Origin of the sequence: Enterobacter cloacae (genome assembly GCF_011078175.1) — a bacterium.
Lineage (GTDB): Bacteria > Pseudomonadota > Gammaproteobacteria > Enterobacterales > Enterobacteriaceae > Enterobacter > Enterobacter cloacae_Q.
Map to the genome: position 1 here is coordinate 626,338 of NZ_JAALCJ010000001.1, position 20,449 is coordinate 646,786.

Annotated in this window: 25 protein-coding genes and 1 pseudogene; 15 read left to right on the forward strand and 11 right to left on the reverse strand. The window is 53.3% G+C overall.

Translation table 11 applies throughout. From position 1 onward, the window contains the following. Positions 1-67: 67 nt before the first annotated feature. Positions 68-319, reverse strand: a complete 252-nt coding sequence (locus tag G6Q29_RS02970; protein ID WP_003859683.1) for a DUF2766 family protein — start codon at positions 317-319, stop codon at positions 68-70. A 106-nt stretch (positions 320-425) separates the two neighbouring features. Then, entirely contained in the window at positions 426-509 is an 84-nt protein-coding gene (gene azuC, locus G6Q29_RS02975) for a stress response protein AzuC (protein ID WP_003859682.1), read from the reverse strand. Positions 510-722: 213 nt separating this feature from the next. On the opposite strand from azuC, the gene G6Q29_RS02980 reads away from it, so the two are divergent. Next, positions 723-2,141 carry an MFS transporter gene (locus tag G6Q29_RS02980; RefSeq protein WP_165464458.1) on the forward strand — a complete coding sequence of 473 codons (1,419 nt, stop codon included), beginning with the start codon at positions 723-725 and terminating at the stop codon, positions 2,139-2,141. A 42-nt stretch (positions 2,142-2,183) separates the two neighbouring features. On the opposite strand, the gene G6Q29_RS02985 is transcribed toward G6Q29_RS02980, so the two are convergent. Beyond that, positions 2,184-2,822 (reverse strand): RpiB/LacA/LacB family sugar-phosphate isomerase, encoded by a 639-nt coding sequence (locus tag G6Q29_RS02985; RefSeq protein WP_165464459.1) that lies wholly within the window; start codon positions 2,820-2,822, stop codon positions 2,184-2,186. A 246-nt stretch (positions 2,823-3,068) separates the two neighbouring features. Here G6Q29_RS02985 and yecR point away from each other — a divergent pair, with 246 nt between their 5' ends. Continuing rightward, positions 3,069-3,407, forward strand: coding sequence for a YecR family lipoprotein (gene yecR, locus G6Q29_RS02990; protein ID WP_165464460.1), 339 nt, complete (start codon positions 3,069-3,071; stop codon positions 3,405-3,407). A 200-nt stretch (positions 3,408-3,607) separates the two neighbouring features. Further along, the gene (ftnA, locus tag G6Q29_RS02995; RefSeq protein WP_003859676.1) at positions 3,608-4,105 is read left to right on the forward strand and encodes a non-heme ferritin; all 498 of its coding nucleotides are present in this window, start codon (positions 3,608-3,610) and stop codon (positions 4,103-4,105) included. A 36-nt stretch (positions 4,106-4,141) separates the two neighbouring features. Here ftnA and G6Q29_RS03000 read toward each other — a convergent pair whose 3' ends face one another. Further along, positions 4,142-4,378: a YecH family metal-binding protein gene (locus tag G6Q29_RS03000; protein WP_003859673.1), complete on the reverse strand. Its 237-nt coding sequence runs from the start codon at positions 4,376-4,378 to the stop codon at positions 4,142-4,144. 191 nt (positions 4,379-4,569) lie between these two features. Between G6Q29_RS03000 and tyrP the strand changes: the two genes are divergently transcribed. Next, positions 4,570-5,781, forward strand: coding sequence for a tyrosine transporter TyrP (gene tyrP, locus G6Q29_RS03005; protein ID WP_207309769.1), 1,212 nt, complete (start codon positions 4,570-4,572; stop codon positions 5,779-5,781). Between the two features lie 316 nt (positions 5,782-6,097). Here the strand turns inward: tyrP and G6Q29_RS03010 are convergent, their stop codons facing one another. Continuing rightward, on the reverse strand, positions 6,098-6,766 hold the full coding sequence (locus G6Q29_RS03010; protein ID WP_165464462.1) for a YecA family protein: 669 nt from the start codon (positions 6,764-6,766) through the stop codon (positions 6,098-6,100). Positions 6,767-7,177: 411 nt separating this feature from the next. On the opposite strand from G6Q29_RS03010, the gene G6Q29_RS03015 reads away from it, so the two are divergent. From G6Q29_RS03015 to G6Q29_RS03040, 6 genes are all read left to right on the forward strand, one after another. After that, positions 7,178-8,299 carry a branched-chain amino acid ABC transporter substrate-binding protein gene (locus tag G6Q29_RS03015; protein ID WP_165464463.1) on the forward strand — a complete coding sequence of 374 codons (1,122 nt, stop codon included), beginning with the start codon at positions 7,178-7,180 and terminating at the stop codon, positions 8,297-8,299. Positions 8,300-8,368: 69 nt separating this feature from the next. Continuing rightward, positions 8,369-9,283 carry an ABC transporter permease subunit gene (locus tag G6Q29_RS03020; protein WP_003859667.1) on the forward strand — a complete coding sequence of 305 codons (915 nt, stop codon included), beginning with the start codon at positions 8,369-8,371 and terminating at the stop codon, positions 9,281-9,283. An 11-nt stretch (positions 9,284-9,294) separates the two neighbouring features. Beyond that, positions 9,295-10,569 carry a high-affinity branched-chain amino acid ABC transporter permease LivM gene (livM, locus tag G6Q29_RS03025; RefSeq protein ID WP_165464464.1) on the forward strand — a complete coding sequence of 425 codons (1,275 nt, stop codon included), beginning with the start codon at positions 9,295-9,297 and terminating at the stop codon, positions 10,567-10,569. Continuing rightward, a complete protein-coding gene (locus G6Q29_RS03030; RefSeq protein WP_165464465.1) occupies positions 10,566-11,441 on the forward strand; it encodes an ATP-binding cassette domain-containing protein in 876 nt (291 codons plus the stop codon). Before livM ends, G6Q29_RS03030 begins: the two co-directional genes overlap by 4 nt. Further along, positions 11,438-12,154 (forward strand): ABC transporter ATP-binding protein, encoded by a 717-nt coding sequence (locus tag G6Q29_RS03035; protein WP_165464466.1) that lies wholly within the window; start codon positions 11,438-11,440, stop codon positions 12,152-12,154. Before G6Q29_RS03030 ends, G6Q29_RS03035 begins: the two co-directional genes overlap by 4 nt. Positions 12,155-12,314: 160 nt before the next feature. Beyond that, positions 12,315-12,785 carry a hypothetical protein gene (locus tag G6Q29_RS03040; protein ID WP_165464467.1) on the forward strand — a complete coding sequence of 157 codons (471 nt, stop codon included), beginning with the start codon at positions 12,315-12,317 and terminating at the stop codon, positions 12,783-12,785. Here G6Q29_RS03040 and G6Q29_RS03045 read toward each other — a convergent pair. Continuing rightward, positions 12,776-13,717 carry a LysR substrate-binding domain-containing protein gene (locus G6Q29_RS03045; protein WP_165464468.1) on the reverse strand — a complete coding sequence of 314 codons (942 nt, stop codon included), beginning with the start codon at positions 13,715-13,717 and terminating at the stop codon, positions 12,776-12,778. The genes G6Q29_RS03040 and G6Q29_RS03045 overlap by 10 nt on opposite strands. A 155-nt stretch (positions 13,718-13,872) precedes the next feature. Next, positions 13,873-14,102, reverse strand: a pseudogene (locus tag G6Q29_RS03050) (IS3 family transposase); the annotation flags it as partial. A 243-nt stretch (positions 14,103-14,345) separates the two neighbouring features. Here G6Q29_RS03050 and G6Q29_RS03055 point away from each other — a divergent pair. Next, positions 14,346-15,254, forward strand: coding sequence for a LysR family transcriptional regulator (locus tag G6Q29_RS03055; protein ID WP_165464469.1), 909 nt, complete (start codon positions 14,346-14,348; stop codon positions 15,252-15,254). Between the two features lie 173 nt (positions 15,255-15,427). After that, complete coding sequence (locus tag G6Q29_RS03060) at positions 15,428-16,081, forward strand: isochorismatase family protein (RefSeq protein ID WP_165464470.1); 654 nt, start codon at positions 15,428-15,430, stop codon at positions 16,079-16,081. A gap of 439 nt (positions 16,082-16,520) precedes the next feature. On the opposite strand, the gene G6Q29_RS03065 is transcribed toward G6Q29_RS03060, so the two are convergent. The 4 genes from G6Q29_RS03065 to G6Q29_RS03080 form a co-directional block, all read right to left on the reverse strand. Continuing rightward, a complete protein-coding gene (locus tag G6Q29_RS03065; protein WP_431732530.1) occupies positions 16,521-16,664 on the reverse strand; it encodes a hypothetical protein in 144 nt (47 codons plus the stop codon). A gap of 8 nt (positions 16,665-16,672) precedes the next feature. Beyond that, positions 16,673-16,924, reverse strand: a complete 252-nt coding sequence (locus G6Q29_RS03070; protein WP_242637186.1) for a hypothetical protein — start codon at positions 16,922-16,924, stop codon at positions 16,673-16,675. A 285-nt stretch (positions 16,925-17,209) separates the two neighbouring features. Further along, positions 17,210-17,680 carry an OsmC family protein gene (locus tag G6Q29_RS03075; protein ID WP_165464471.1) on the reverse strand — a complete coding sequence of 157 codons (471 nt, stop codon included), beginning with the start codon at positions 17,678-17,680 and terminating at the stop codon, positions 17,210-17,212. A gap of 45 nt (positions 17,681-17,725) precedes the next feature. Next, positions 17,726-18,502 (reverse strand): SDR family NAD(P)-dependent oxidoreductase, encoded by a 777-nt coding sequence (locus tag G6Q29_RS03080; protein ID WP_165464472.1) that lies wholly within the window; start codon positions 18,500-18,502, stop codon positions 17,726-17,728. A gap of 176 nt (positions 18,503-18,678) precedes the next feature. Here G6Q29_RS03080 and G6Q29_RS03085 point away from each other — a divergent pair, with 176 nt between their 5' ends. The 3 genes from G6Q29_RS03085 to G6Q29_RS03095 all read left to right on the forward strand — a co-directional run bounded on the left by G6Q29_RS03085 (position 18,679) and on the right by G6Q29_RS03095 (position 20,410). Then, entirely contained in the window at positions 18,679-19,593 is a 915-nt protein-coding gene (locus G6Q29_RS03085; protein ID WP_165464473.1) for a LysR substrate-binding domain-containing protein, read from the forward strand. Between the two features lie 155 nt (positions 19,594-19,748). Continuing rightward, complete coding sequence (locus G6Q29_RS03090) at positions 19,749-20,030, forward strand: hypothetical protein (RefSeq protein ID WP_165464474.1); 282 nt, start codon at positions 19,749-19,751, stop codon at positions 20,028-20,030. Positions 20,031-20,065: 35 nt separating this feature from the next. Beyond that, positions 20,066-20,410 (forward strand): carboxymuconolactone decarboxylase family protein, encoded by a 345-nt coding sequence (locus G6Q29_RS03095; protein ID WP_007712977.1) that lies wholly within the window; start codon positions 20,066-20,068, stop codon positions 20,408-20,410. The last annotated feature ends 39 nt before the right edge of the window (positions 20,411-20,449 follow it).

The window sequence follows — 20,449 nt, forward strand, 5'->3', positions numbered from 1 at the left end:
GACAGGCTCTGTCGCCCTTCGACGTAAAATCAGAAAAAAGTTTCTAATTTTAAAACATCGGTTTATTTTAGTGTGACTCACCCTGCGGTGTGAAGCGGAGTTCAATCAGCGCGATCGCTTTCTGGATCGCACGGAGCGTAACCGGGTCCGCCGCAGCAGGATGGTTGGTGAAATCGATGTTTTTCAGTTGGGTCGACATCTTTTCGCGTACCTCAACCGGCGCGATAACGTCAATCACATCAAGGATTTGTTTGATAACCAGCTGGCAGGCGACGACGTCAGATACCAGTTCCTGATCGGCGCTCAGGTTTTGTGACATGGGATTCTCCTTATTCAAAGGCCGCCATAGTAGCAAAACAGACGCCCTTCCATCTCCCTCCCGTCGTCCGCAGACATAAAAAAACCTGCCGAAGCAGGTTTTTTTATCAGAACATCGCACCCGGTGGGACGTCTTTAAACGTAGTGCAGTAGTTTGCCCACATGCTTTTCAGGATTTTGCGCAGTTTCATTATGTTGCTCCAGTAACGTGTTATGCAGGTGTTATCATCAATGCGCTTATAATATGACCACCGTCACAAAAATCAACCATTTTGTGACCTGCATCACGGTTACTGAATCCTCAGTGCTGCTGGTTTGTTAAAAAAGCCGTGAAAGATCCGCACGTTACAGGCTTATAAATTCCAGTAAATGTTTATAAAATTTTTTGAGCGGGCAGGAAGAGAATGAGTGAAAACGTATCCGGCAAAGAGAGCCGTGGATTATCGCCTGCGGCGCTGCTGGTTGCAGGTGCTTTCTTTATGGAGTTTCTGGACGGGACGGTGATTGCCACCGCGCTGCCGGATATGGCAAAAAGCTTCGGCGTTCAGGCCGTGGATCTGAATATCGGCATCAGCGCCTATCTGATCACTCTGGCCGTGCTGATCCCCGCCAGCGGCTGGATCGCCGACCGCTTCGGCGCGCGAAAAGTGTTTGCCCTCGCGCTGGCGATTTTCACGCTGGCCTCGGTATTTTGCGGCCTGTCCACCACGCTCGATCAGTTCGTTGCGATGCGCGTGCTCCAGGGCATGGGTGGCGCGCTAATGGTGCCCGTGGGTCGCCTTGCCGTGTTACGCACCACGCCAAAACACCAGCTTATCACGGCTATCGCCACCCTGACGTGGCCTGCACTGGTTGCGCCGATCATCGGTCCGCCGCTGGGCGGGTTCATTACAAGCTATGCCGACTGGCGCTGGATCTTCTTTATTAACGTGCCGCTGGGGATAATCGCCATTTTGCTGGCACTGCGCATCATTCCAGACCTGCATGAAGATACCCGTCGTCCGTTTGATTTACCGGGTTTTGTTGTTACCACCCTTGCCATGGTGAGCCTGGTTTATGCGATGGAGCTCATGGGCGGAGAGCCACTGCGGGCAGGATTAACGGCCACGCTGTTCATCGTCGGTATCGTCGCGTTGAGCCTGGCGCTGCGTCACTTTAAGCGGGCTACCTGGCCGATGATCAGGCTTGATGCAATGCAGGTGCCGACATTTCGCGTCACCCTGTACGGCGGATCGCTGTTTCGCGCCTCCATCAGCGCGGTTCCGTTCCTGTTACCGCTGATGTTCCAGGTCGGTTTTGGCATGAATGCGTTTCACTCGGGCGTGCTGGTGCTGGCTGTTTTCGTAGGCAATCTCACCGTTAAACCGGCGACAACGCCTCTGATCCGCAGCCTGGGGTTTAAGCGGCTGTTGCTGATTAACGGTGCGCTGAATGTGCTGGCGTTGCTGGCCTGCGCGTTTCTCACGCCACAGACTCCCGCGTGGATCGTCATGCTGATCCTCTTTCTCGGCGGCGTTTTCCGTTCTATTCAGTTTACGGCCATCAGCACGCTGGCCTTTGCGGATGTGCCATCGGCGCAGATGAGCTATGCCAACACCCTGTTTTCAACCGCAACGCAGCTTGCCGTGGGGCTTGGGATCACGCTCGGGGCAATTGGTATTCGTATCGGAGAAAAAGTCGGTGAAGCGATAGGGTTTGCCGACATGCCTGGAATGAGCTTCCGGCTGGCATTTGTGGCGATCGCACTGATCTGCCTGGTGGGAATGTTTGACACGCTGCGTCTGAGCAAAGATGCGGGTAGCGCGGTCTCAACGAAAAAGTAAGGTTCTGTGCCGGGCAGGCAACGCACCGCCCGGCAAAGGGAATCAGCCAACAAGACCGCGCACAAACGCTTCGATCTCTTTGTCCTGGCAGTTCTCGAAGAAGCACTGCTGGAAGCGCTGGCCTGAGACGGCAGTTTTAACCAGCTCAGGATCGATTGCGCGCAGGGTATCCAGATAGTTTTCTTTCACCACTGCCGCTTTCACCTGGTTCAGAATACCGGCGTTACGTACCTGCGGCTCTTTACGCTCCGGTGGATAACCTTCGCCATTGCGTCCGGTAAACGCTTTCTCAAAGATAAAGCGTACGTTCAGCTCTGCCCCCCAGCCAAAGCCCTTCGCAAACGGCAGAGAAAGCGCGTTACCGTTGTTGATTTGCGCGAACAGGAAAGCATCCGCAGGATCGATGCAGTAGCCGCAAATCACACCCGGATGAATGTTCAGGGACATCAGCGCGCCCTGCCCGGTACCGCAGCCGGTAACAACAAAATCGACGGCTTTTGCATTCAGCAGGATGCTCGCCATGATGCCCAGGTGAATATAGGTGAGATGATGATCGTTCTCATCACTCATACCGACGTTATAGACCGGGAAACCTTTCTCATCAGCAACGGCTTTCAGCTCATTAAGGATGATGGGATTCTTAGCGGCCTGGCTGTTTTCCATCATCAGTGCAATTTTCATCTTGTCTCTCCTGAATGCATGGCGGGCAATCCCGCTGTGGATACCTTTTCAACTTAACCTTACTATCAAACAAACGTGCTTTCAAATTAAGTGAAAAATTGTTTTAAAAAAACAAAGATGCGCTCACAGTTTTGCGTACTTGCCCGTCTCGTTGCACAGTGAGAATGCAGATCCTCCGGCTATTCCGGTCATTGCATCCCATCACGTTGGTTACAATAGCGTATTTCCCGTCATGCAGAGTGAACCATGAAACGTGTAATCATAGCCGGAACGATCCTGTTGCTCGCCGGGTGCAGTATCAACCGTCAGGCAGAAGTCAGCAGTACGGATGCCCTAAACGGAATTGTGCGCCTCGACTATGGCCAGGCCATGCTGCAAAACGCCTGGTCTGATGACTATGTTAATAACGGTACGGCAACCAAAGCCTGTCAAAACATGGGCTATGCCACCGCATCAGCCTACGGGCAGCCCATTAAAACCTGCACTCTGATCAGCGGTTCGCTATGTCTGAACGAAAGTGTGACCATTCAGTATAAATGTCTGGGGTACGCTGTTACCTCTTCCAGCCAGAATCCATGGTATTAACCGCTACTGCCAGCCACGCTGGCAGTTTATTTAATAAGAACACAAACAATTCTCATTAATAAATAAAAATGGTGGCAATGCGTTTTATTCCCATTCGTATTTTTAATAAAGAGATATTTATTTTACTTTTTGCAAATAATTAAATAACAAATTATAGTGTCGCTCATCGTGAACCAGAATTAATAAACCGGAGCTGCACCATGTTAAAAACTGAAATGATCGACAAGCTCAATGCGCAAATGAATCTTGAGCTGTTTTCTTCCCTGCTTTATCAGCAGATGAGCGCCTGGTGCAGCTATCACAGCTTTGAAGGCGCGGCCGCTTTCCTGCGTCGTCATGCTCAGGAAGAGATGACGCACATGCAGCGTCTGTTTGATTACCTTACGGATACCGGCAGCCTGCCGCGCATTGATAACGTGGCATCACCTTTCGCAGAATACGGCTCTCTTGATGAACTGTTCCGCGCCACGTATGAGCACGAACAGCTGATCACTCAGAAAATTAATGAACTGGCTCATGCCGCTATGACCAGCCAGGATTATCCAACCTTTAATTTCCTTCAGTGGTATGTGGCTGAACAGCACGAAGAAGAGAAGCTGTTTAAATCCGTGCTGGATAAATTATCTCTGGCGGGCAAATCCGGGGAAGGCCTGTACTTCATCGATAAAGAACTGTCGACGCTTGATACCCAGAATTAATAGAAAAACGGTGCTGAGTTTTCAGCACCGCTTTATTTAATGTCGGCAAATTTTGCTTTCGTGCGTGGAAAATCCGTCTGCTGCCGGAATGAATTTTCCGCGCGCCGCCAGAAACGCCACCAGCTCCGCGGCTGTCATCTCGGAAGCTGAACAGGTATGGAAACGCGCCGCTTCGCCAAAGCGGGCATGTATCGCCTCTACCAGACTCTCCTCCGTATAGCGCTCACCTGACTCAATCATCATATTAAGTACGTCGTGTCCGTGAATTGACATGGTTACCTCTCATAAATAAAAAGCAGACTAAACGCTCCTTCCAGGACACGCTTTGCGCTGGCGCAGGTAACGCTTCTCTTTTTGTAAATTAATCATTACACCCTATGTAACGGTGATTTGACGAGATGGGGCTTTTCCCTTACTCTGCGCCGCAGAATGAGTCGCGGTATGGAAGCGTTGTAGAGGAAAGCGTGAAGAACAGAACTCTGGGAAGTATTTTTATCGTTGCCGGAACGACAATTGGCGCAGGAATGTTGGCCATGCCGTTGGCTGCCGCCGGCGTCGGGTTTGGGGTTACCGTAGCGCTGCTGGGCGGTCTGTGGGCCCTGATGTGCTACACCGCGCTATTATTGCTGGAAGTTTATCAGCATGTCCCTGCCGATACCGGCTTAGGCTCTCTGGCGGCACGCTATCTTGGACGCTACGGGCAGTGGATCACCGGTTTCAGCATGATGTTCCTGATGTACGCGTTGACTGCCGCTTACATCAGCGGCGCCGGGGAACTGATCGCGTCAAGTATCAATGACGGCTTCGGTGCGTCGCTTTCCCCAGAAACAGGCGCCATTGTCTTTGCGCTGATTGGTGGCGGCGTGGTTTGCGCGGGCACGTCGCTGGTCGATCTGTTTAACCGCTTTTTATTCAGCGCAAAAATTCTCTTCCTTGTTGTGATGCTGGTGCTGCTGGCACCGCATGTTCACAAGGTTAACCTGCTCTCCCTGCCGCTGGAGAAGGGTCTGGCGCTTTCGGCCATCCCGGTGATCTTCACCTCCTTCGGCTTTCACGGCAGCGTGCCGAGCATCGTGAGCTATATGAAGGGCGATATCCGCAAGCTGCGCCGCGTCTTTGTTATCGGTAGCGCTATTCCGCTGATTGCCTACCTGTTCTGGCAGCTGGTGACGCTGGGCAGTATAGATTCCCATACCTTTATCGGCCTGATGGCAGAGCATTCTGGTTTAAATGGTTTCCTGGTAGCCCTGCGTAACGTGGTGGCCTCTCCACACGTGGAGCTGGCGGTACATCTGTTTGCAGACCTGGCGCTGGCAACCTCCTTCCTCGGCGTGGCGCTTGGCCTGTTTGACTACATGGCAGACCTGTTCCAGCGTAGCAACACCGTTGCCGGACGCTTACAGACGGGGGCAATGACCTTCCTGCCGCCGCTGGCCTTCGCGCTCTTTTACCCGCGCGGGTTTGTGATGGCGCTGGGGTATGCCGGCGTGGCGTTATCGGTACTGGCGCTGCTGCTGCCTTCCCTGCTGGCGTGGAAGAGCCGCATGCAGCATCCGCAGCAGGGGTATCGCGTAGCGGGCGGTACGCCAATGCTGTGCGCGGTGTTTGGTTGTGGGGTGGTGATTATTCTGGTGCAGGTGCTGATTGCAGCGGGAATGCTGCCGGAAGTGGGATAACTTATTTATACAGGTCCTAAGGTACTGTTCCGTTCACCTTAAGATCAACAGAATATAATTTTTTCACAGCATGTGAACGGGATAAGGGGGCCGCCGCGGCCCCCTTATCAATCCCCGCGGCCCCGCGGAAAATCGGTGCTTCGCACTGCGCTCACCTCCCGACCATCTGCCTGCGGTCGGCTCAACTCGACATCCTGTCTCGATTCGCCTCTGGCCGCCATCCATGGCGTCCAGCCCTTGTCATCTGGTCTCCGGTTCGCCGATTTTAGCGGGGACTCAACACCCGTGCCCCATTCAGGCCACAGTAATTAATGATTTAATGCAGGCAGCAGCTTTTAAACTTCTTCCCACTCCCGCACGGGCACGGGTCGTTACGCCCCACCTTCGACCCGTTCACGACAGGCTTTTTCACTTCCTGCTGCTGCGGGTTAGCCACCCAGTAGTTATACAAACGCAGCGCCGCAGGCTGAATGCTCTCGATGCTGGCCATATACTCCTCTTCGGTCAGCGCATCCAGCTTCTCGCTGTTCTCTTCCGTTCCGTGCAGGGCAATCACGGCCAGGTCCGCTTCCAGCGCTTCCGGCAGGGATGACCAGTCCGTCAGCGCCACGCCGCGCATGTAGCCATAGCACCACTCTTCCACCACGGTATAGCTCTGACCGTCAACGTCGTTATAGCCAAACAGCGGTTCAAACTGATCCTGGTATTCGCTCAAACGCTCGGCAATATCGTTCATGTGCTTAAAGCAGAGATCGATAAAACGGTTCATCTCACGATCGTTTTTCCAGCGCGGAATATATTTCTCCCCACCCCAGACCGCCACCAGCCAGGTGTCGGGCTCCACCACAACGGGACCGGAAAGTACTGCGGTAAGCATGCCGTCCAGTTCGGACACGTCAATCACGGATGCATCGTCGTGACCGTAAGAGATTAATGTCTCTTCCAGCCACGCCATCTCGCTTTCATTTAATGGGCCTTCAGCCATTGCTGATACTCCTGATAAAAAAAACGATCCTGACATATATCGCCGTGCGTGCCTATCTTAAGTTTAGGTCTTTACTGCTGCAAAAACGTGCAAATCGTGACCGTTGCACAACTTATGGGCTTTGTTGTTAAGGAGATGTGATCTCCGCTGTAAATTCATCTCATCCCACAAAGGCGCATAAAACGGCGCTCTATACTCAACGTGTTGTGACCCGGTCAAGGGATTAACCATTCTGGCAACCTTTTTGCTTAATGTTCTGCGCGCTTCGCGGTGCGTAGGATCCTCGCCGTATTAAGCAGGAGATTGCTTCTAAAGTGCATTTTGTTCTCGCTCTTGTTTTTGGATTAACGATGCCATCAGGCGTTCGGGTTTATACCTGGTGCAAAAACCTCTTTGCTAAGGAACATAATAATGTCGCTGAAATTTACCAAAACTCCCCTCTCCCTGGTGCTGGCCGGTTGTCTGGTGACGGCCTTTTCCGCGCAGGCCGATATTGTGATCGGCGTTGCCGGGCCGTTCACAGGCCCAAACGCAACCTATGGCGATCAATACTGGCATGGCGCTACGCAGGCGGCAGAAGACATTAACGCCGCAGGCGGGATCAATGGTGAGAAAATCAAACTGATACAGGGTGACGACGCCTGCGAACCCAAGCAGGCCGTCGCCGTTGCCAACCGCTTAGTCGATCAGGATAACGTGAAAGCGGTCGTCGGCCACTTCTGCTCCTCGTCGACCATGCCCGCCTCCGAGGTCTATAGCGATGCCGGGATCCTTTCTATTACCCCCGGCTCTACGAACCCGCTTATTACCGAGCGCGGCATGAGCGATATGTTCCGCATGTGCGGTCGTGACGACCAGCAGGGCCAGATTGCCAGCGATTTTATTATCGATAAGCTGAACGCCAAACGGGTGGTCATCATCCACGATAAAGACACCTACGGTCAGGGACTGGCGGACGCCACCAAAGCGGCCCTGGCGAAACGCGGCGTTAAGGATGTGATGTACGAAGGGCTATCGCGCGGGGAAAAAGACTTTAACGCGCTGGTGACCAAGATTGGCGCACAAAAACCGGACGTGGTGTTCTTCGGGGGCTGTCACCCGGAAGCAGGCCCGCTGGTTCGCCAGATGCGTGAACAGGGCGTGCAGGCGAAGTTCTTTTCGGGTGACTGTATCGTCAATGAAGAGATGGTTACCGCCGCCGGCGGGCCGCAATACACCAACGGTATTTACATGACCTTCGGTAAAGATCCGCGCCTGATCCCGGACGGAAAAGCCGTCATTGAGAAATTCCGCGCCGGTAAGTTTGAACCAGAAGGATATACCCTATACGCCTACGCTTCGGTACAGGCTATCGCGGCGGCATTCAAGGCCACGAATGGGACGGATTCCGCAAAAGCCAGCGAGTGGCTGAAGGCTAATCCTGTCGACACGGTGATGGGTAAAAAAGCCTGGGACAGCAAAGGTGACCTCAAGGTGTCAGACTACGTGGTCTACCAGTGGGACGACAAAGGCAAATACAAAGAAGTGCCATAACGGGACGGAATCTGCTCTGCGCCGGCAGGTTTGCCTGTCGGCGTAACCCCTTTATTCAGGTGCGCGACCATGAGTACATTCTTCCTGCAACAGTTAATTAATGGCTTAACGCTGGGTTCGGTCTACGGTCTTATCGCCATCGGCTACACCATGGTGTACGGCATTATCGGTATGATCAATTTCGCCCACGGCGAAGTGTATATGATCTCCGCCTATCTCTCGGCCATTGGCCTGGCCCTGCTGGCGTTTTTTGGGCTCCACTCCTTTCCGCTGCTGATCCTGGGCACGCTGGTTTTCACCATTGTGGTCACCGGCGTTTATGGCTGGACGATTGAGCGCATCGCCTACAAGCCGCTACGCAACTCGACGCGTCTGGCGCCGCTGATTTCGGCCATCGGGATGTCGCTGATACTGCAAAACTACGTCCAGCTCAGCCAGGGTCCGCGGCAGCAGGGCGTGCCCACCATGCTGGATGGCGTGCTGCGTTTTCACCTTGGAGAAGGGTTTGTCCAGATAACTTATACCAAAGTTTTTATTCTCATCGCCTCGTTCGCGGGCATGCTGGTGCTGACCTGGATTATCAACCGTACCCGCTTAGGACGCATGTGCCGTGCGGTGCAGCAGGATCGTAAGATGGCCTCCATTTTGGGTATCAACACCGACAGAATTATTTCGCTGGTGTTTGTTATCGGCGCAGCCATGGCCGGGCTGGCGGGTGTGCTCATCACCATGAATTACGGCACCTTTGATTTCTACGTCGGGTTCGTTATCGGCATCAAGGCCTTTACGGCGGCGGTACTGGGCGGCATCGGATCTCTGCCCGGCGCGATGCTTGGCGGGCTGATTCTGGGCGTCGCAGAAGCGCAATTCTCCGGGATGGTGAACTCGGATTATAAGGACGTCTTCTCCTTCGGATTACTGGTCTTAATTCTGATCTTCCGTCCTCAGGGGCTGCTGGGCCGCCCTGTCGTGGCTAAAGTGTAAGGAACAACGCGATGACCTCTGACGGTTTTTCCCTGAAGCGCTGCATTCTGGACTCGATTTTTTCCGGAATGATCGCCCTGATTATTTTCGGCCCGATTGCGGGCGTGATACTGGATGGTTACAGCTTTACCTTTGACGGCCAGCGGCTGGCGTGGATTGTAGGCACGGTGATGGTGGGACGCTTTTTGCTGAGCGCCTTTTCAGCTACGGCGGCCGGAAGACGTTTGCATGCGCGCTTTGAATCCGACAATGCGGGGGTGTATGTTCGGCCACCGGCGTATAAAAGCCGCATGCGCTGGATCATTCCGCTGATAATCACACTGGCGATCTGCTTCCCGTTTGTGGCCACTAAATACGTTCTGACGGTTGCCATTCTCGGGCTGATTTACGTCCTGCTCGGTCTTGGGCTGAACATTGTCGTCGGGCTCGCCGGACTGCTGGATCTGGGTTATGTCGCTTTCTATGCCATTGGCGCTTACGGGCTGGCGCTCGGGTATCAGTATCTGGGGCTTGGGTTCTGGAGCATGCTGCCGCTGGCGGCGCTAATGGCCGCGGGCGCGGGCGCTCTGCTCGGCTTTCCGGTGCTGCGCATGCATGGGGATTATCTTGCCATCGTCACGCTCGGGTTTGGCGAGATCATCCGCCTGGTGCTGAACAACTGGCTCACCTTCACCGGCGGGCCTAACGGCGTTTCAGCCCCTGCCCCGACCTTTTTTGGCCTTGAATTTGGCCGACGCGCCAAAGAAGGCGGCGTCCCTTTCCACGAGTTCTTCGGCCTGACCTATAACCCCAACATGAAGTTTATCTTCATCTATGCGGTGCTTTTCCTGGTAGTCATGCTGGTGCTGTACATTAAACACCGGCTGACCCGAATGCCCATTGGACGGGCGTGGGAAGCACTCCGTGAGGATGAAATTGCCTGCCGTTCCCTGGGGCTTAATCACGTTCTGGTCAAGCTTTCGGCCTTCACTCTGGGCGCATCAACGGCAGGTATCGCCGGGGTGTTTTTTGCCACCTATCAGGGGTTTGTTAACCCGACCTCCTTCACCTTTTTTGAATCGGCGCTGATCCTCGCGATCGTGGTTCTGGGCGGGATGGGGTCTACCCTGGGCGTTGTGCTGGCCGCCTTTGTGCTGACCGTCACGCCGGAGCTGCTGCGCAGCTTTGCGGAATACCGCGTGCTGCTGTTTGGCATGCTGATGGTGGTGATGATGATCTGGCGTCCTCGCGGTCTGATTCGCATCAACCGCAGCGGATTTTCCGTACGGAAAGGAGTGGCGCCATGAACGCAACGATTTTGCGTGTAGAACATTTGATGATGCACTTCGGCGGGATCAAGGCCTTAAACGACGTCAATCTTGAGGTGCAGCGCGGTTCCATTACCGCTCTCATTGGGCCTAACGGTGCGGGAAAAACGACCGTTTTTAACTGCCTGACCGGTTTTTACCGGGCCTCGGGCGGCAACATTCTGTTCAATACACGAAATAAAACCACCAATGTCATTCAGGTGCTCGGCCAGAAATTCCAGCCGGGCGACTGGCTCAACCCGGCGCAGCTTGGTCAACGCCTGTTCTATAAGATGTTTGGCGGCACGCACCTGGTGAACCGCGCGGGTCTTGCGCGCACGTTTCAGAACATCCGCCTGTTCCGCGAGATGTCCGTTGTAGAAAACCTGCTGGTGGCACAGCACATGCGCGTCAACCGTAACCTGCTGGCGGGGGTGCTGAACACCCCGGCTTATCGTCGGGCAGAGAACGATGCGCTGGACCGGGCGTTTTACTGGCTGGAAGTGGTGGGTCTGGTGGATTGCGCGAACCGTCTGGCCGGAGAAATGTCCTACGGCCAGCAGCGACGCCTCGAAATCGCCCGGGCCATGTGTACCGGCCCGGAGATGATTTGTCTCGATGAGCCAGCTGCCGGCCTGAACCCCGTGGAGACGCATAAGCTGAGCGAGATCATCCGGTTTCTGCGCGACCATCACGACATCACGGTTTTGCTGATCGAGCATGATATGGGGATGGTGATGGGCATTTCAGATGACATCATTGTGCTCGATCACGGCGATGTCATTGCCAGAGGTAAACCAGCTGAGATCCAGCACAATGAAAAAGTGATTGCCGCGTATCTGGGCACCGACGAAAGCGAGGTAAATCTGTGAGCGAACCGATGCTTCAGTTTCATGATGTGGATGTTTTCTACGGGGTGATTCAGGCGTTGAAGCAGGTTTCGCTTGAGGTAAACAAAGGGGAAACCGTGGCCCTGATTGGCGCTAACGGCGCGGGGAAATCAACATTACTGATGTCTGTCTTTGGTCAGCCCCGGATCCGCAACGGGCAGATCCTCTTCTGCGGCGAGGATATCACTCAGAAATCCACCCACTATGTTGCCACCGGTGGCATCGCGCAGGCTCCAGAGGGGCGCCGCATTTTCCCGGATATGTCTGTAGAAGAGAACCTGCTGATGGGGACAATCCCCATCGGCAATCAGCACGCAGCGGAAGATATGCAAAGCATGTTCGACCTCTTCCCCCGCCTCAAAGAGCGACGTAACCAGCGGGCGATGACGCTCTCCGGTGGTGAACAGCAGATGCTGGCTATCGCCCGCGCGCTAATGAGCCGTCCTAAACTTTTGTTGCTGGATGAACCCAGCCTCGGTCTCGCGCCCATCGTGGTTAAACAGATTTTCCAGACGCTACGCGAACTGGCTCGTAACGGGATGACGATTTTTTTGGTAGAGCAGAACGCGCACCATGCGCTGAAGTTGTCTGACCGCGGCTATGTGATGGTTAACGGGCAGATTCGGTTAAGCGGCAGCGGCGAGGCGTTGCTGAAGGATCCGGAGGTGAGAAAGGCGTACCTGGGTGGAGTGTGAAACGATGACGCTATAGTGAGAAAAACTCACAGTGATTGCCATTATTAATCGTTTTTCAAAAACGCCCCCCTTCAAATATTATCCTCTCGACCCTCCTGACGGGGGGCTCAAACGTTCAGGCACAAACTGAAAGGTAATAATGAGAGGAACCGAGGCAAACATGACGCTTGATGCTTTATTTCAGTTAATGAAAGTTATATCGCCATCCGAAACGCCATCCGATGGCGATATAACGAATTTTATGTCCATGCTTCTCTCCATCAAAAATCATTCTGATGCCCTGTTACCGTTTTCGCAGCGCGTGTACATGCTTTCAGCTGCCCATAGCGATCCCAAAAAAGCAGCTGCGTTGCTTTCATCCTGTCAGCCTGAAGAAGGTAACCCCCTTCCATTGCTTAACTTCTCTGGCTGGCCGGACGTGCGTTACGCCACGTCTGGTGAATTACAGACACCCGAGTCTGAAGCGTATTTTCACAAAATTTCGTCTGCCGCCACGCTATTACGCGCGGCAATCATTGATGCTGAGCAGCAAAAAAACACGCCAGCGTTTTATATTCTGGATAAGGTGCTCAACCTGAACAGCGCTTTACCGGAACGTTATAAAAAGATGGCAAACATATCTTATTCATAACGGTATTCATAAACCCGATTGTCATCATATTCCAGATAATCGATATCCAGCGCCGGAACGACCGGGGTATGATTATGCAGCCAGGCCAAAAGATGCTGAATGCTTTCTCTTTTGAGCGAATTTTTTGGCCAGACGAGATAATAGCCATCCCCCGTCGCGATAGCTTCCCTGAAAGGCAGCCCCAGCAGGCCGCTTTTCAAGGCATCAAGCGTGAGATGCAGGTCGGCGATAGCGATGCCGTGCCCATTCATCGCGGCGATACTTCCCTGTTCAAGAGTATCAAACACCATACCGCTACTCATATCGAGCCCAGGGAACATTCCTGTTCTTCGCAGCCAGCGCCGCCAGTCACGTCTGTCCGGTGAAGGATGGATCAAATCGCATTGCGTCAGGTGCTGTCGGGCAGGTTCGATAAGCGACGGGGCGCAAACCGGGATAAGCCATTCCTGAAAAAGCAGCTGGCTTTCCGTTGTGTCACCAAAACGCCCATTACCCAGAAGAATGGCGCAGTCGTATGGCTCAAGATTGAAATCAACGGTATCAATATCCATCCAGACGCTGGCAATCTCAACCTGCGGCTTCGCATGGTGATGACGAAAGGACCGCAGCACGTCGAGAAGCCATCTCATGGTCAGGGTACTGGGTGCTTTTAGCCGCAGCAGATGGTTTTCACTACGAAATGCCCGGCAGGCCCATTCAATGCTCGTGAAGCTTTCATTAAGCTGCCCGGCAAGCACTCGCCCGGCTTCAGTGACTTCCACCCGAGGACCTTGCCTTTTGAAAAGCTCGCAGTCGAACCACAGTTCAAGGGTACGAACATGTCTGCTGACCGCGCCCGGCGTAATATTGAGCGTTTCAGCGGCTTTACTAAAGGAGTTCAACCGTGCAGCAACTTCAAACGCACGCAACGCGTACAATGGCGGTAAAGACATAGCGTCCCTTAAATGAGGTAATGGCATGGGGCGTCGGTATCGCAAACCTGCAAATTTCCACAGTGCATATCGCGCCCGCTACACGATAGCATAATGCCAGTCTGTTTAATTCCCTTCAAAAGGGTTGGATCACCACGGATAATCCAGGCATTTCTCAGCCGTTGAAAAAATAGGTTTTCATATTCAGCCGGTGGTGTCTGCTCGCCTGAAACAGGCCGATGCCTGCTGTTATAAAACATTTCAGGTCATCAAGAGTATCGCTTCTGGCTTCGCCTCTCGCGGCGTAGATCAATCTCTTTATCCGTTCACGCTTCAGTAGCTGGAGAAAGTTTTCTGCAACCGCGTTGTCATGGCAGTTACCGCGACGGCTCATACTGCCTTCCAGTCCGGCCGTGTAACGGTTCATCTTCGATATCCAGACTGACTTCTAAAAGCGTGTTCAACGGTTCTTACCATTTTTCGTCAAAACGATTTACGGTGCCGGCAATCGATAGGGTGACATTCGTTAGCATCAGGAAAGCAGGTCATGGCTTCTCAGATGAATTCCCATTTTTTTGATCATCCGTTTTTCACATGTCATTTTGTTGTCGCAGCTGACAGGTAGATAAACTCACAGGATTTAGAGAGTATGAAGAAAACAACCCCACAGAATTTTTCATGGGATGATTTGAAAACCGTTATCTCCATTGGCGAGCACGGCAATTTATCGCGCGCCGCTGACGCGCTGGGCATCAACCACTCAACCCTGTTTCGCCGACTGGGGGCAATAGAGTCCTCTCTGTCGCTCGCCCTTTTTTTGCGGCATCGTACGCAGTATGTTCCCACGAAAGCAGGTGCGGCTCTGATTGAACTGGGGCATCGTATTGAAGAAGATATCAGCTATGTTCTGCAAAATATCGAAGAGGAGGAGTGCGGGTTATCCGGTGAAATAAGCGTGACCACATCGGACGCCCTCTTACAGGATTACCTAAACCCCCTGATTGCATCATTTATCCACCTCAATCCGCGCATTTCCTTCCAGGTTTCGACTGGTAACGAATCAGTGAATTTGTTCGACGGCGGCGCAGATATCGCTTTTCGTGCCACCACCACTATTCCTGAACACCTTTCCGGCCGCAAAGTGGGGGCAGCATGCTGGGCCGTGTACGGTTTACGTGAACGCTGGGAGGAAAAACGGCTCGACTTTGCAACGCTGTCGGAGCATCGCTGGGTCTCTTTTAGTTACGCCATGTCCCGGCTGAACGCTTTTATGTGGATTGAAAAAAATATCCCCGAGAAAAATATCATCTTTCGCGGCGATTCCGTGCTTAACGTGGCCTCAGCAATAGCCAGTGGAATGGGGCTCGGTCTTTTACCCTGCATGCATGGCAATCAAATAGATAAACTGAAGCAAATCAGCCCAGAGGTTGAGGGCGTTGGCGAAGACATCTGGCTGCTCGCGCATCCTGACGTGAGGAAATCGGCAAGAATAAGAGAGTTTATGAATCACTGTACGAACTATTTATCCGAAAACAGAAAATCTATTTTCAAACGATAGTTTGAATCTCTTTTTATATAAAATTCATTGATTCTTCACACTGTTCATTTTTGCAAAGGCACTATTGCAAAAATGAACAGACAAATGAAAACTATTTTTTGTATAGTTTTCCTGCGTTCACAAGGCTGTTTATTAATACATCTTTTAAATCAAACAATCATCGCGGAAATATTATGACTATCAACGCCACACCTGCTGCTGCCAATAATCTGTTAAGCCCTCAAAACCATGCACTGATTTTACTTGATCACCAGAGTCAGATGGCGTTTAACGTGAAAAATATTGATATTGGTCTGCTGAGACAAAATACCGCTATTCTCGCCGAAACGGCAAAAGGATTTAATATCCCAACGCTGGTATCAACGATTTCACGTCATGATTTTGCCGGCCCGGTATTCCCTGAAGTAGCCGCGGTGTTCCCGGATGATACCGCGTACATTAACCGCTCGACCTCTAACGCATGGGAAGATCGTAACTTTGTCGATGCTGTCAACACACTGGGTCGCGACCGTCTGGTGTTTGCGGGTCTGTGGACATCCGTCTGTCTGAATGGCCCGGTCCAGACTGCTATCGAGCAGGGTTTCGACGTATATATCGTTACCGACGCCAGCGGTGACATGAGCGCGGAAGCTCATGAACGCGCCGTGCAGCGTATGATTCAGGCAGGCGCAAAACCGATTACTGCACTGACATACCTGCTTGAACTACAGCGGGACTGGGCGCGTCATGAAACGTACGATCTGACCACCTCGATCAGCCAGAAACACGGCGGTGCGTTCGGTATTGGCATTCAATATTGTGCGGATATGGTTCACGGCCAGGATTGATATCCAGACGGTAAAGTTATGAGCAAGTAAAATTACTGAATGGCCATTCCCGTACAGGCGTATTTACCTGTGCGGGAATCATTTCGAAATGAGTCTTCCCGTTATCAAACACATTTTCCAGAATATCTATGCACTATTTCACGAATGACGAAAGTGTGCCCTGCTTGATCGGCAGTTTGCTTATATCGCCCTGGAACAGCATTTGACTGCTGGTGAAATGGCCTGTCTCATACTGTTCCTTTCCCCGCCGGACATGCCCGCCCTGAGGGGCAATGCCAGTAAGTTATCCGGTATCCCCCCTCAAACCAGGGTGTGCCACATCGCAGATAGATGCCGTTGCGTTTTTTAACTAACTCAGGCTGCGTCAGGCCGGTGATGACGCCTGCCCCGGTGCCGACCATAAAGGTGGCGTTACGACCTTTTTTCGCGCCAGTGAACCTCACGGCAGAATACAGGCTGCCATCCCCAGCACAAACACAGTGGCGGGAAGCGTAGCCAGCGAACTGCCGGGAGCCTGTGCGGCCGACAGGCGGATGATATTCTTTTTCTGGTCTGCAACGGGAAGAAAATGTACTTTGGACATGTGATAAATCAACCATGATTCATGGTGAGCACTATCCGGTATCGTGCCAGACCCTGCTTAAGTCTGCTGAGCGCCTCATTTGCCCTTTCAAACGGCAGCAGTTCTGTGACGGGCAACGACTGAAACAGGTGACTGAACTGTAGCGCGCGTTCGGTTTGCGCCGGTGTGCTGACGAAGGGACTTGTCAGGGTTCGTTCAGCGCCGATCATCATACCCGGCGTGACATGCAGCGGCGTTTTTCCGGTACCCAGCAGGTCCATTCAAATTCTGCTTTATTCAGCCAGGCAACGCGCAGCATGATGATTTCCCGCTATTCAAGGCTGAGTGAGAAATGCTGACGAACCCGCACCATCTGTTCATTCCAGCCTGTGGCCAGCGGAAAGCTTTTAAGCAATATGCGGTCAATGCCAATCAGTTCCCTACCGGGACGTCGGGCTTTCATCGCATTAAGTAGATCCGTATCGATGGGCTCGCCATCCTGCCAGGGGGCACTCGTGGTGTGGTCATCGTATTTTCTTCAGGATAATCAGGGTGTCCGGACCGCGTCAGATAAGAATTAAATCACCCTCTATCGACATGTTCTGAGCCAGTAACCACCGGTTCAAGGAGGCGTTAATGACCCGCTGATGGACGTATTCAAACTGATGGGCCGTTCCATTCCCGCTGACGTGAATGACATATTGCAGCCTGCCAGCAGAGGCATCTGTGGTTTTTTCACAGTATCGGGATATTCCCGTCAGAAGCTCACCGTGGGTCTCAATATCAAGATGGGTCAGCGTGATGCCCGCACCAATGGCTTCCTGAACAAAGGCGGCCGTCATGCAGGTGTTAAAGGCGGCCAGCAGCAGATCCTGAGGACCGGGCGCCCGCCCTTCGCCACCCAGCGAGACAGGTTCATCGGAATCGATAACGTGGCTTTGACTTCTGTCACCCGTGATGGACTGGCAACGCGTGCGGCTCGCCATGCCACCACACCACGTAGTGACAAGGTCATAGTTTACGGTCTGGATTTGCATAAGTACTCCAGTGCCGCACGCGGTCGCCCGCGTGCGGCAGAGTCATCAGGCGTTACGGCCAGCCATCACGCCACCATCGATATCCCAGATGGCGCCGGTGACCCAGCCAGTCTTGTCAGAAAGCAGGAAGGCAACGGTCTCCGCGATATCAACAGGGGTACCCACGCGACCAATCGGGTGGAAGCTGTCGAAGCTGTTCATCACGTCCTTCACGTCGTCTTTCGGAATGAAGCCTTCGTAAATCGGCGTGTGAACAACGGCCGGAGAAACGGCATTCACGCGGATCCCTTTTTCGCCCAGCTCAATCGCCAGGTTTTTGGTCAGCGCGTGCAGACCGGCTTTTGCCATAGAGTAGGCTGAAGACGGTGTGGCACCGATGGCCTGCTGCGCCCACATGGAGCCGATATTGACAATTGAGCCTTTAATGCCGCCCTCAACCATGTTGCGCACCACGTCGCGGGTAATGAAGAAGGTTGCACGGTTGATGTTCATGTACATGTCGTAATCAGACATTTCGTGTTCGGTGAACGGTTTCGGGAAGAATACACCGGCCGCATTGACCAGCAGGCTGATATCCTTGTGTTCGGCATTAATGGTGTTCACCACGTGCTGCATACCTTCTTCTTTCATTAGGTCGGCAACGATGATGGAAACCTGACCGTCAGCAGCCAGCGCCTGGCGGGCCTGCTCGGCTTTATCCTGACGATTACCAACCAGTACAACGCTGCCGCCGTTTTTCAGAATCCGCTTCGCTGTTTCAAAGCCCATTCCACTGGTACCACCAACCACTAACAGTTTTTTACCGGCAAAAGATGCGTTCATCGCTAACCTCTTTAAATTCATTTGGTTGTCATTGATGAAAAGCGCTGCTCCTCATCGTGTGAAGCCAGAATGCCACCCTGAAGCCGGATTGACGACTGAGAAGAAATTGCGATGCAGGAAAGAAAATCTTTCTCGCTCAGGTATACTGAAAAAAACGCTGAATAAGGATCCCTGCAATGCGATCGCTAAACCGACTGAAGTGGCTGCATGCTTTCGAGGCCACTGCCCGACACGGCAGCTTCACCGGCGCCGCCCGGGAGCTGGGCGTTACGCCAGCCGCCGTGGGTCAGCTGGTCCGCTCGCTGGAGGACTGGGTAGGACACCCGCTGCTCCACCGCACCCGCTCCGGGAAAGAGCGTCTGACCCTCGTGGATGAAGCGCAGGAAGCCTTACAGGACATCACTCAGGGGCTGGATAAGCTGGAAACCGGCCTAAATAAACTGCGCGGCCGCCGGGCACGATCCGTTGTTCTCGTCACCGCCTCACAGGTTCTGGTCATGAACTGGCTGATGGAACGCCTGAACCGCTTCTCAGAAACCCATGAGACAATCGACCTGCGTCTTAACGTGACGGAGAAGCTGATGGACGTGTCGCACGGCGAGGCGGATATCGGCATCCGCTGCGGCCAGGGGGACTGGCCCGGCGTGAATAAGACCTGGCTGATGGATGAAGAGGCGGTACTGGTCTGTAGTCCGCGGCTGGTTCCGGCAGAGAAAATCACCTGCGCTGAGTGGCTTGCCACCCAGAAATTGATCCACGATGACACGCCGCATCCGGGGGCGAATTTTCCCTCATGGGACGATGTCCTGAGCGCGGTTGGTGCGCCTGAAGCGCAGGAAAGCGGCCTGCATATTAACTCCACCTCTGCCGTTATTCTCTCCGCACTGAGTGGCCGGGGGGTGGCCGTGGTGCGCTACGCCCTGGTGAAGCAGCTGATTGAAACGGGCCAGCTGGTTCAGCTGCACTCCGATCATCGCTGGCCGCTGACCTGGTCTTACTACCTGGTCACTCCGCAGCAGAACGTCATGCGTGAAGAAGTCAAAGTTTTTCACGACTGGCTTGTGCAGGACGTTGTGTCTGAGACTACCTGATGCCTTCCGGACCGCAAAACCAGGCGACATAGAATTTCTTCTCCGCTTCGCAAGATTATCTGATTTGTTGGCGCTCGCGAGCTTTCCGATAATCCCTCTCAACGAACGGCAGTGGCCCTGACGGCATTGCCTTAACCTGAGCGAAGGAGAGAACGATGGCCTATCTGCAAATCACCCTTGATATCAGCAATGAAAACCGTGCGGCAGCCGCGGGGGTCTATCAGAAGTACAAAACCCCGTTTCTGACCACCATCGACGGCGCCACCTCGAAAGAACTGCTTATCCGCGACCAGGACGTGCAGGTGTTGCACGGTTTTGCGACCACAGCCCAGGCGCAGGCCTATCTTAACAGCCCGCTTTTTACCCAGGATGTGGTTGCAGGCCTGAAACCTTACCTGAACAGCGACCCTGACGTACGTATCTACGACGTTATGTAATTATGTTTTTCTGAGACAACAAACCGGAGTTTTCAATGTTCTTAAACTGGAATGAATATCGCAGCGGCCTGCTCGCCACCATTGGCAAATTTGCCAAACTGCAACCTGAGTTTATGAAAGGCTTTCAGCAAATGGATAAAGGCGCGTCTGAAAACAAGCACCTTGATCCTAAAACCCATGAGCTGATCGCGCTGGCCGTGGCCGTCACCACCCGCTGCGACGGATGCCTGGCGGTGCACGTGGATGCTGCGGTTAAGCACGGTGCCACACGCGAGGAGATTGCCGAAGCGCTTGCCGTCGCCATCAACCTCAATACCGGTGCTGCGCTGACCTATACCGCGCGTGCTCTGGATGTTTACGATAACCTGCCGAATAAATAGGCCCGCAGACGGCATCCCAATGGGTGCCGTCAACTGACT

Coding starts and splice junctions, on each gene's coding strand:
- G6Q29_RS02980 (WP_165464458.1), top strand. CDS start 723: ATGAGTGAAAACGTATCCGGCAAAGAGAGCCGTGGATTATCGCCTGCG.
- G6Q29_RS03095 (WP_007712977.1), top strand. CDS start 20,066: ATGTTCTTAAACTGGAATGAATATCGCAGCGGCCTGCTCGCCACCATT.
- G6Q29_RS03000 (WP_003859673.1), bottom strand. CDS start 4,378: ATGTCAATTCACGGACACGACGTACTTAATATGATGATTGAGTCAGGT.
- G6Q29_RS03075 (WP_165464471.1), bottom strand. CDS start 17,680: ATGCAAATCCAGACCGTAAACTATGACCTTGTCACTACGTGGTGTGGT.
- yecR (WP_165464460.1), top strand. CDS start 3,069: ATGAAACGTGTAATCATAGCCGGAACGATCCTGTTGCTCGCCGGGTGC.
- G6Q29_RS03080 (WP_165464472.1), bottom strand. CDS start 18,502: ATGAACGCATCTTTTGCCGGTAAAAAACTGTTAGTGGTTGGTGGTACC.
- ftnA (WP_003859676.1), top strand. CDS start 3,608: ATGTTAAAAACTGAAATGATCGACAAGCTCAATGCGCAAATGAATCTT.
- G6Q29_RS03055 (WP_165464469.1), top strand. CDS start 14,346: ATGAAGAAAACAACCCCACAGAATTTTTCATGGGATGATTTGAAAACC.
- livM (WP_165464464.1), top strand. CDS start 9,295: ATGACCTCTGACGGTTTTTCCCTGAAGCGCTGCATTCTGGACTCGATT.
- G6Q29_RS03030 (WP_165464465.1), top strand. CDS start 10,566: ATGAACGCAACGATTTTGCGTGTAGAACATTTGATGATGCACTTCGGC.
- G6Q29_RS03090 (WP_165464474.1), top strand. CDS start 19,749: ATGGCCTATCTGCAAATCACCCTTGATATCAGCAATGAAAACCGTGCG.
- azuC (WP_003859682.1), bottom strand. CDS start 509: ATGAAACTGCGCAAAATCCTGAAAAGCATGTGGGCAAACTACTGCACT.
- G6Q29_RS03015 (WP_165464463.1), top strand. CDS start 7,178: ATGTCGCTGAAATTTACCAAAACTCCCCTCTCCCTGGTGCTGGCCGGT.
- G6Q29_RS03060 (WP_165464470.1), top strand. CDS start 15,428: ATGACTATCAACGCCACACCTGCTGCTGCCAATAATCTGTTAAGCCCT.
- G6Q29_RS03010 (WP_165464462.1), bottom strand. CDS start 6,766: ATGGCTGAAGGCCCATTAAATGAAAGCGAGATGGCGTGGCTGGAAGAG.
- G6Q29_RS03065 (WP_431732530.1), bottom strand. CDS start 16,664: ATGTCCAAAGTACATTTTCTTCCCGTTGCAGACCAGAAAAAGAATATC.
- G6Q29_RS03040 (WP_165464467.1), top strand. CDS start 12,315: ATGACGCTTGATGCTTTATTTCAGTTAATGAAAGTTATATCGCCATCC.
- G6Q29_RS03085 (WP_165464473.1), top strand. CDS start 18,679: ATGCGATCGCTAAACCGACTGAAGTGGCTGCATGCTTTCGAGGCCACT.
- G6Q29_RS03070 (WP_242637186.1), bottom strand. CDS start 16,924: ATGGACCTGCTGGGTACCGGAAAAACGCCGCTGCATGTCACGCCGGGT.
- G6Q29_RS02985 (WP_165464459.1), bottom strand. CDS start 2,822: ATGAAAATTGCACTGATGATGGAAAACAGCCAGGCCGCTAAGAATCCC.
- G6Q29_RS02970 (WP_003859683.1), bottom strand. CDS start 319: ATGTCACAAAACCTGAGCGCCGATCAGGAACTGGTATCTGACGTCGTC.
- G6Q29_RS03045 (WP_165464468.1), bottom strand. CDS start 13,717: ATGTCTTTACCGCCATTGTACGCGTTGCGTGCGTTTGAAGTTGCTGCA.
- G6Q29_RS03020 (WP_003859667.1), top strand. CDS start 8,369: ATGAGTACATTCTTCCTGCAACAGTTAATTAATGGCTTAACGCTGGGT.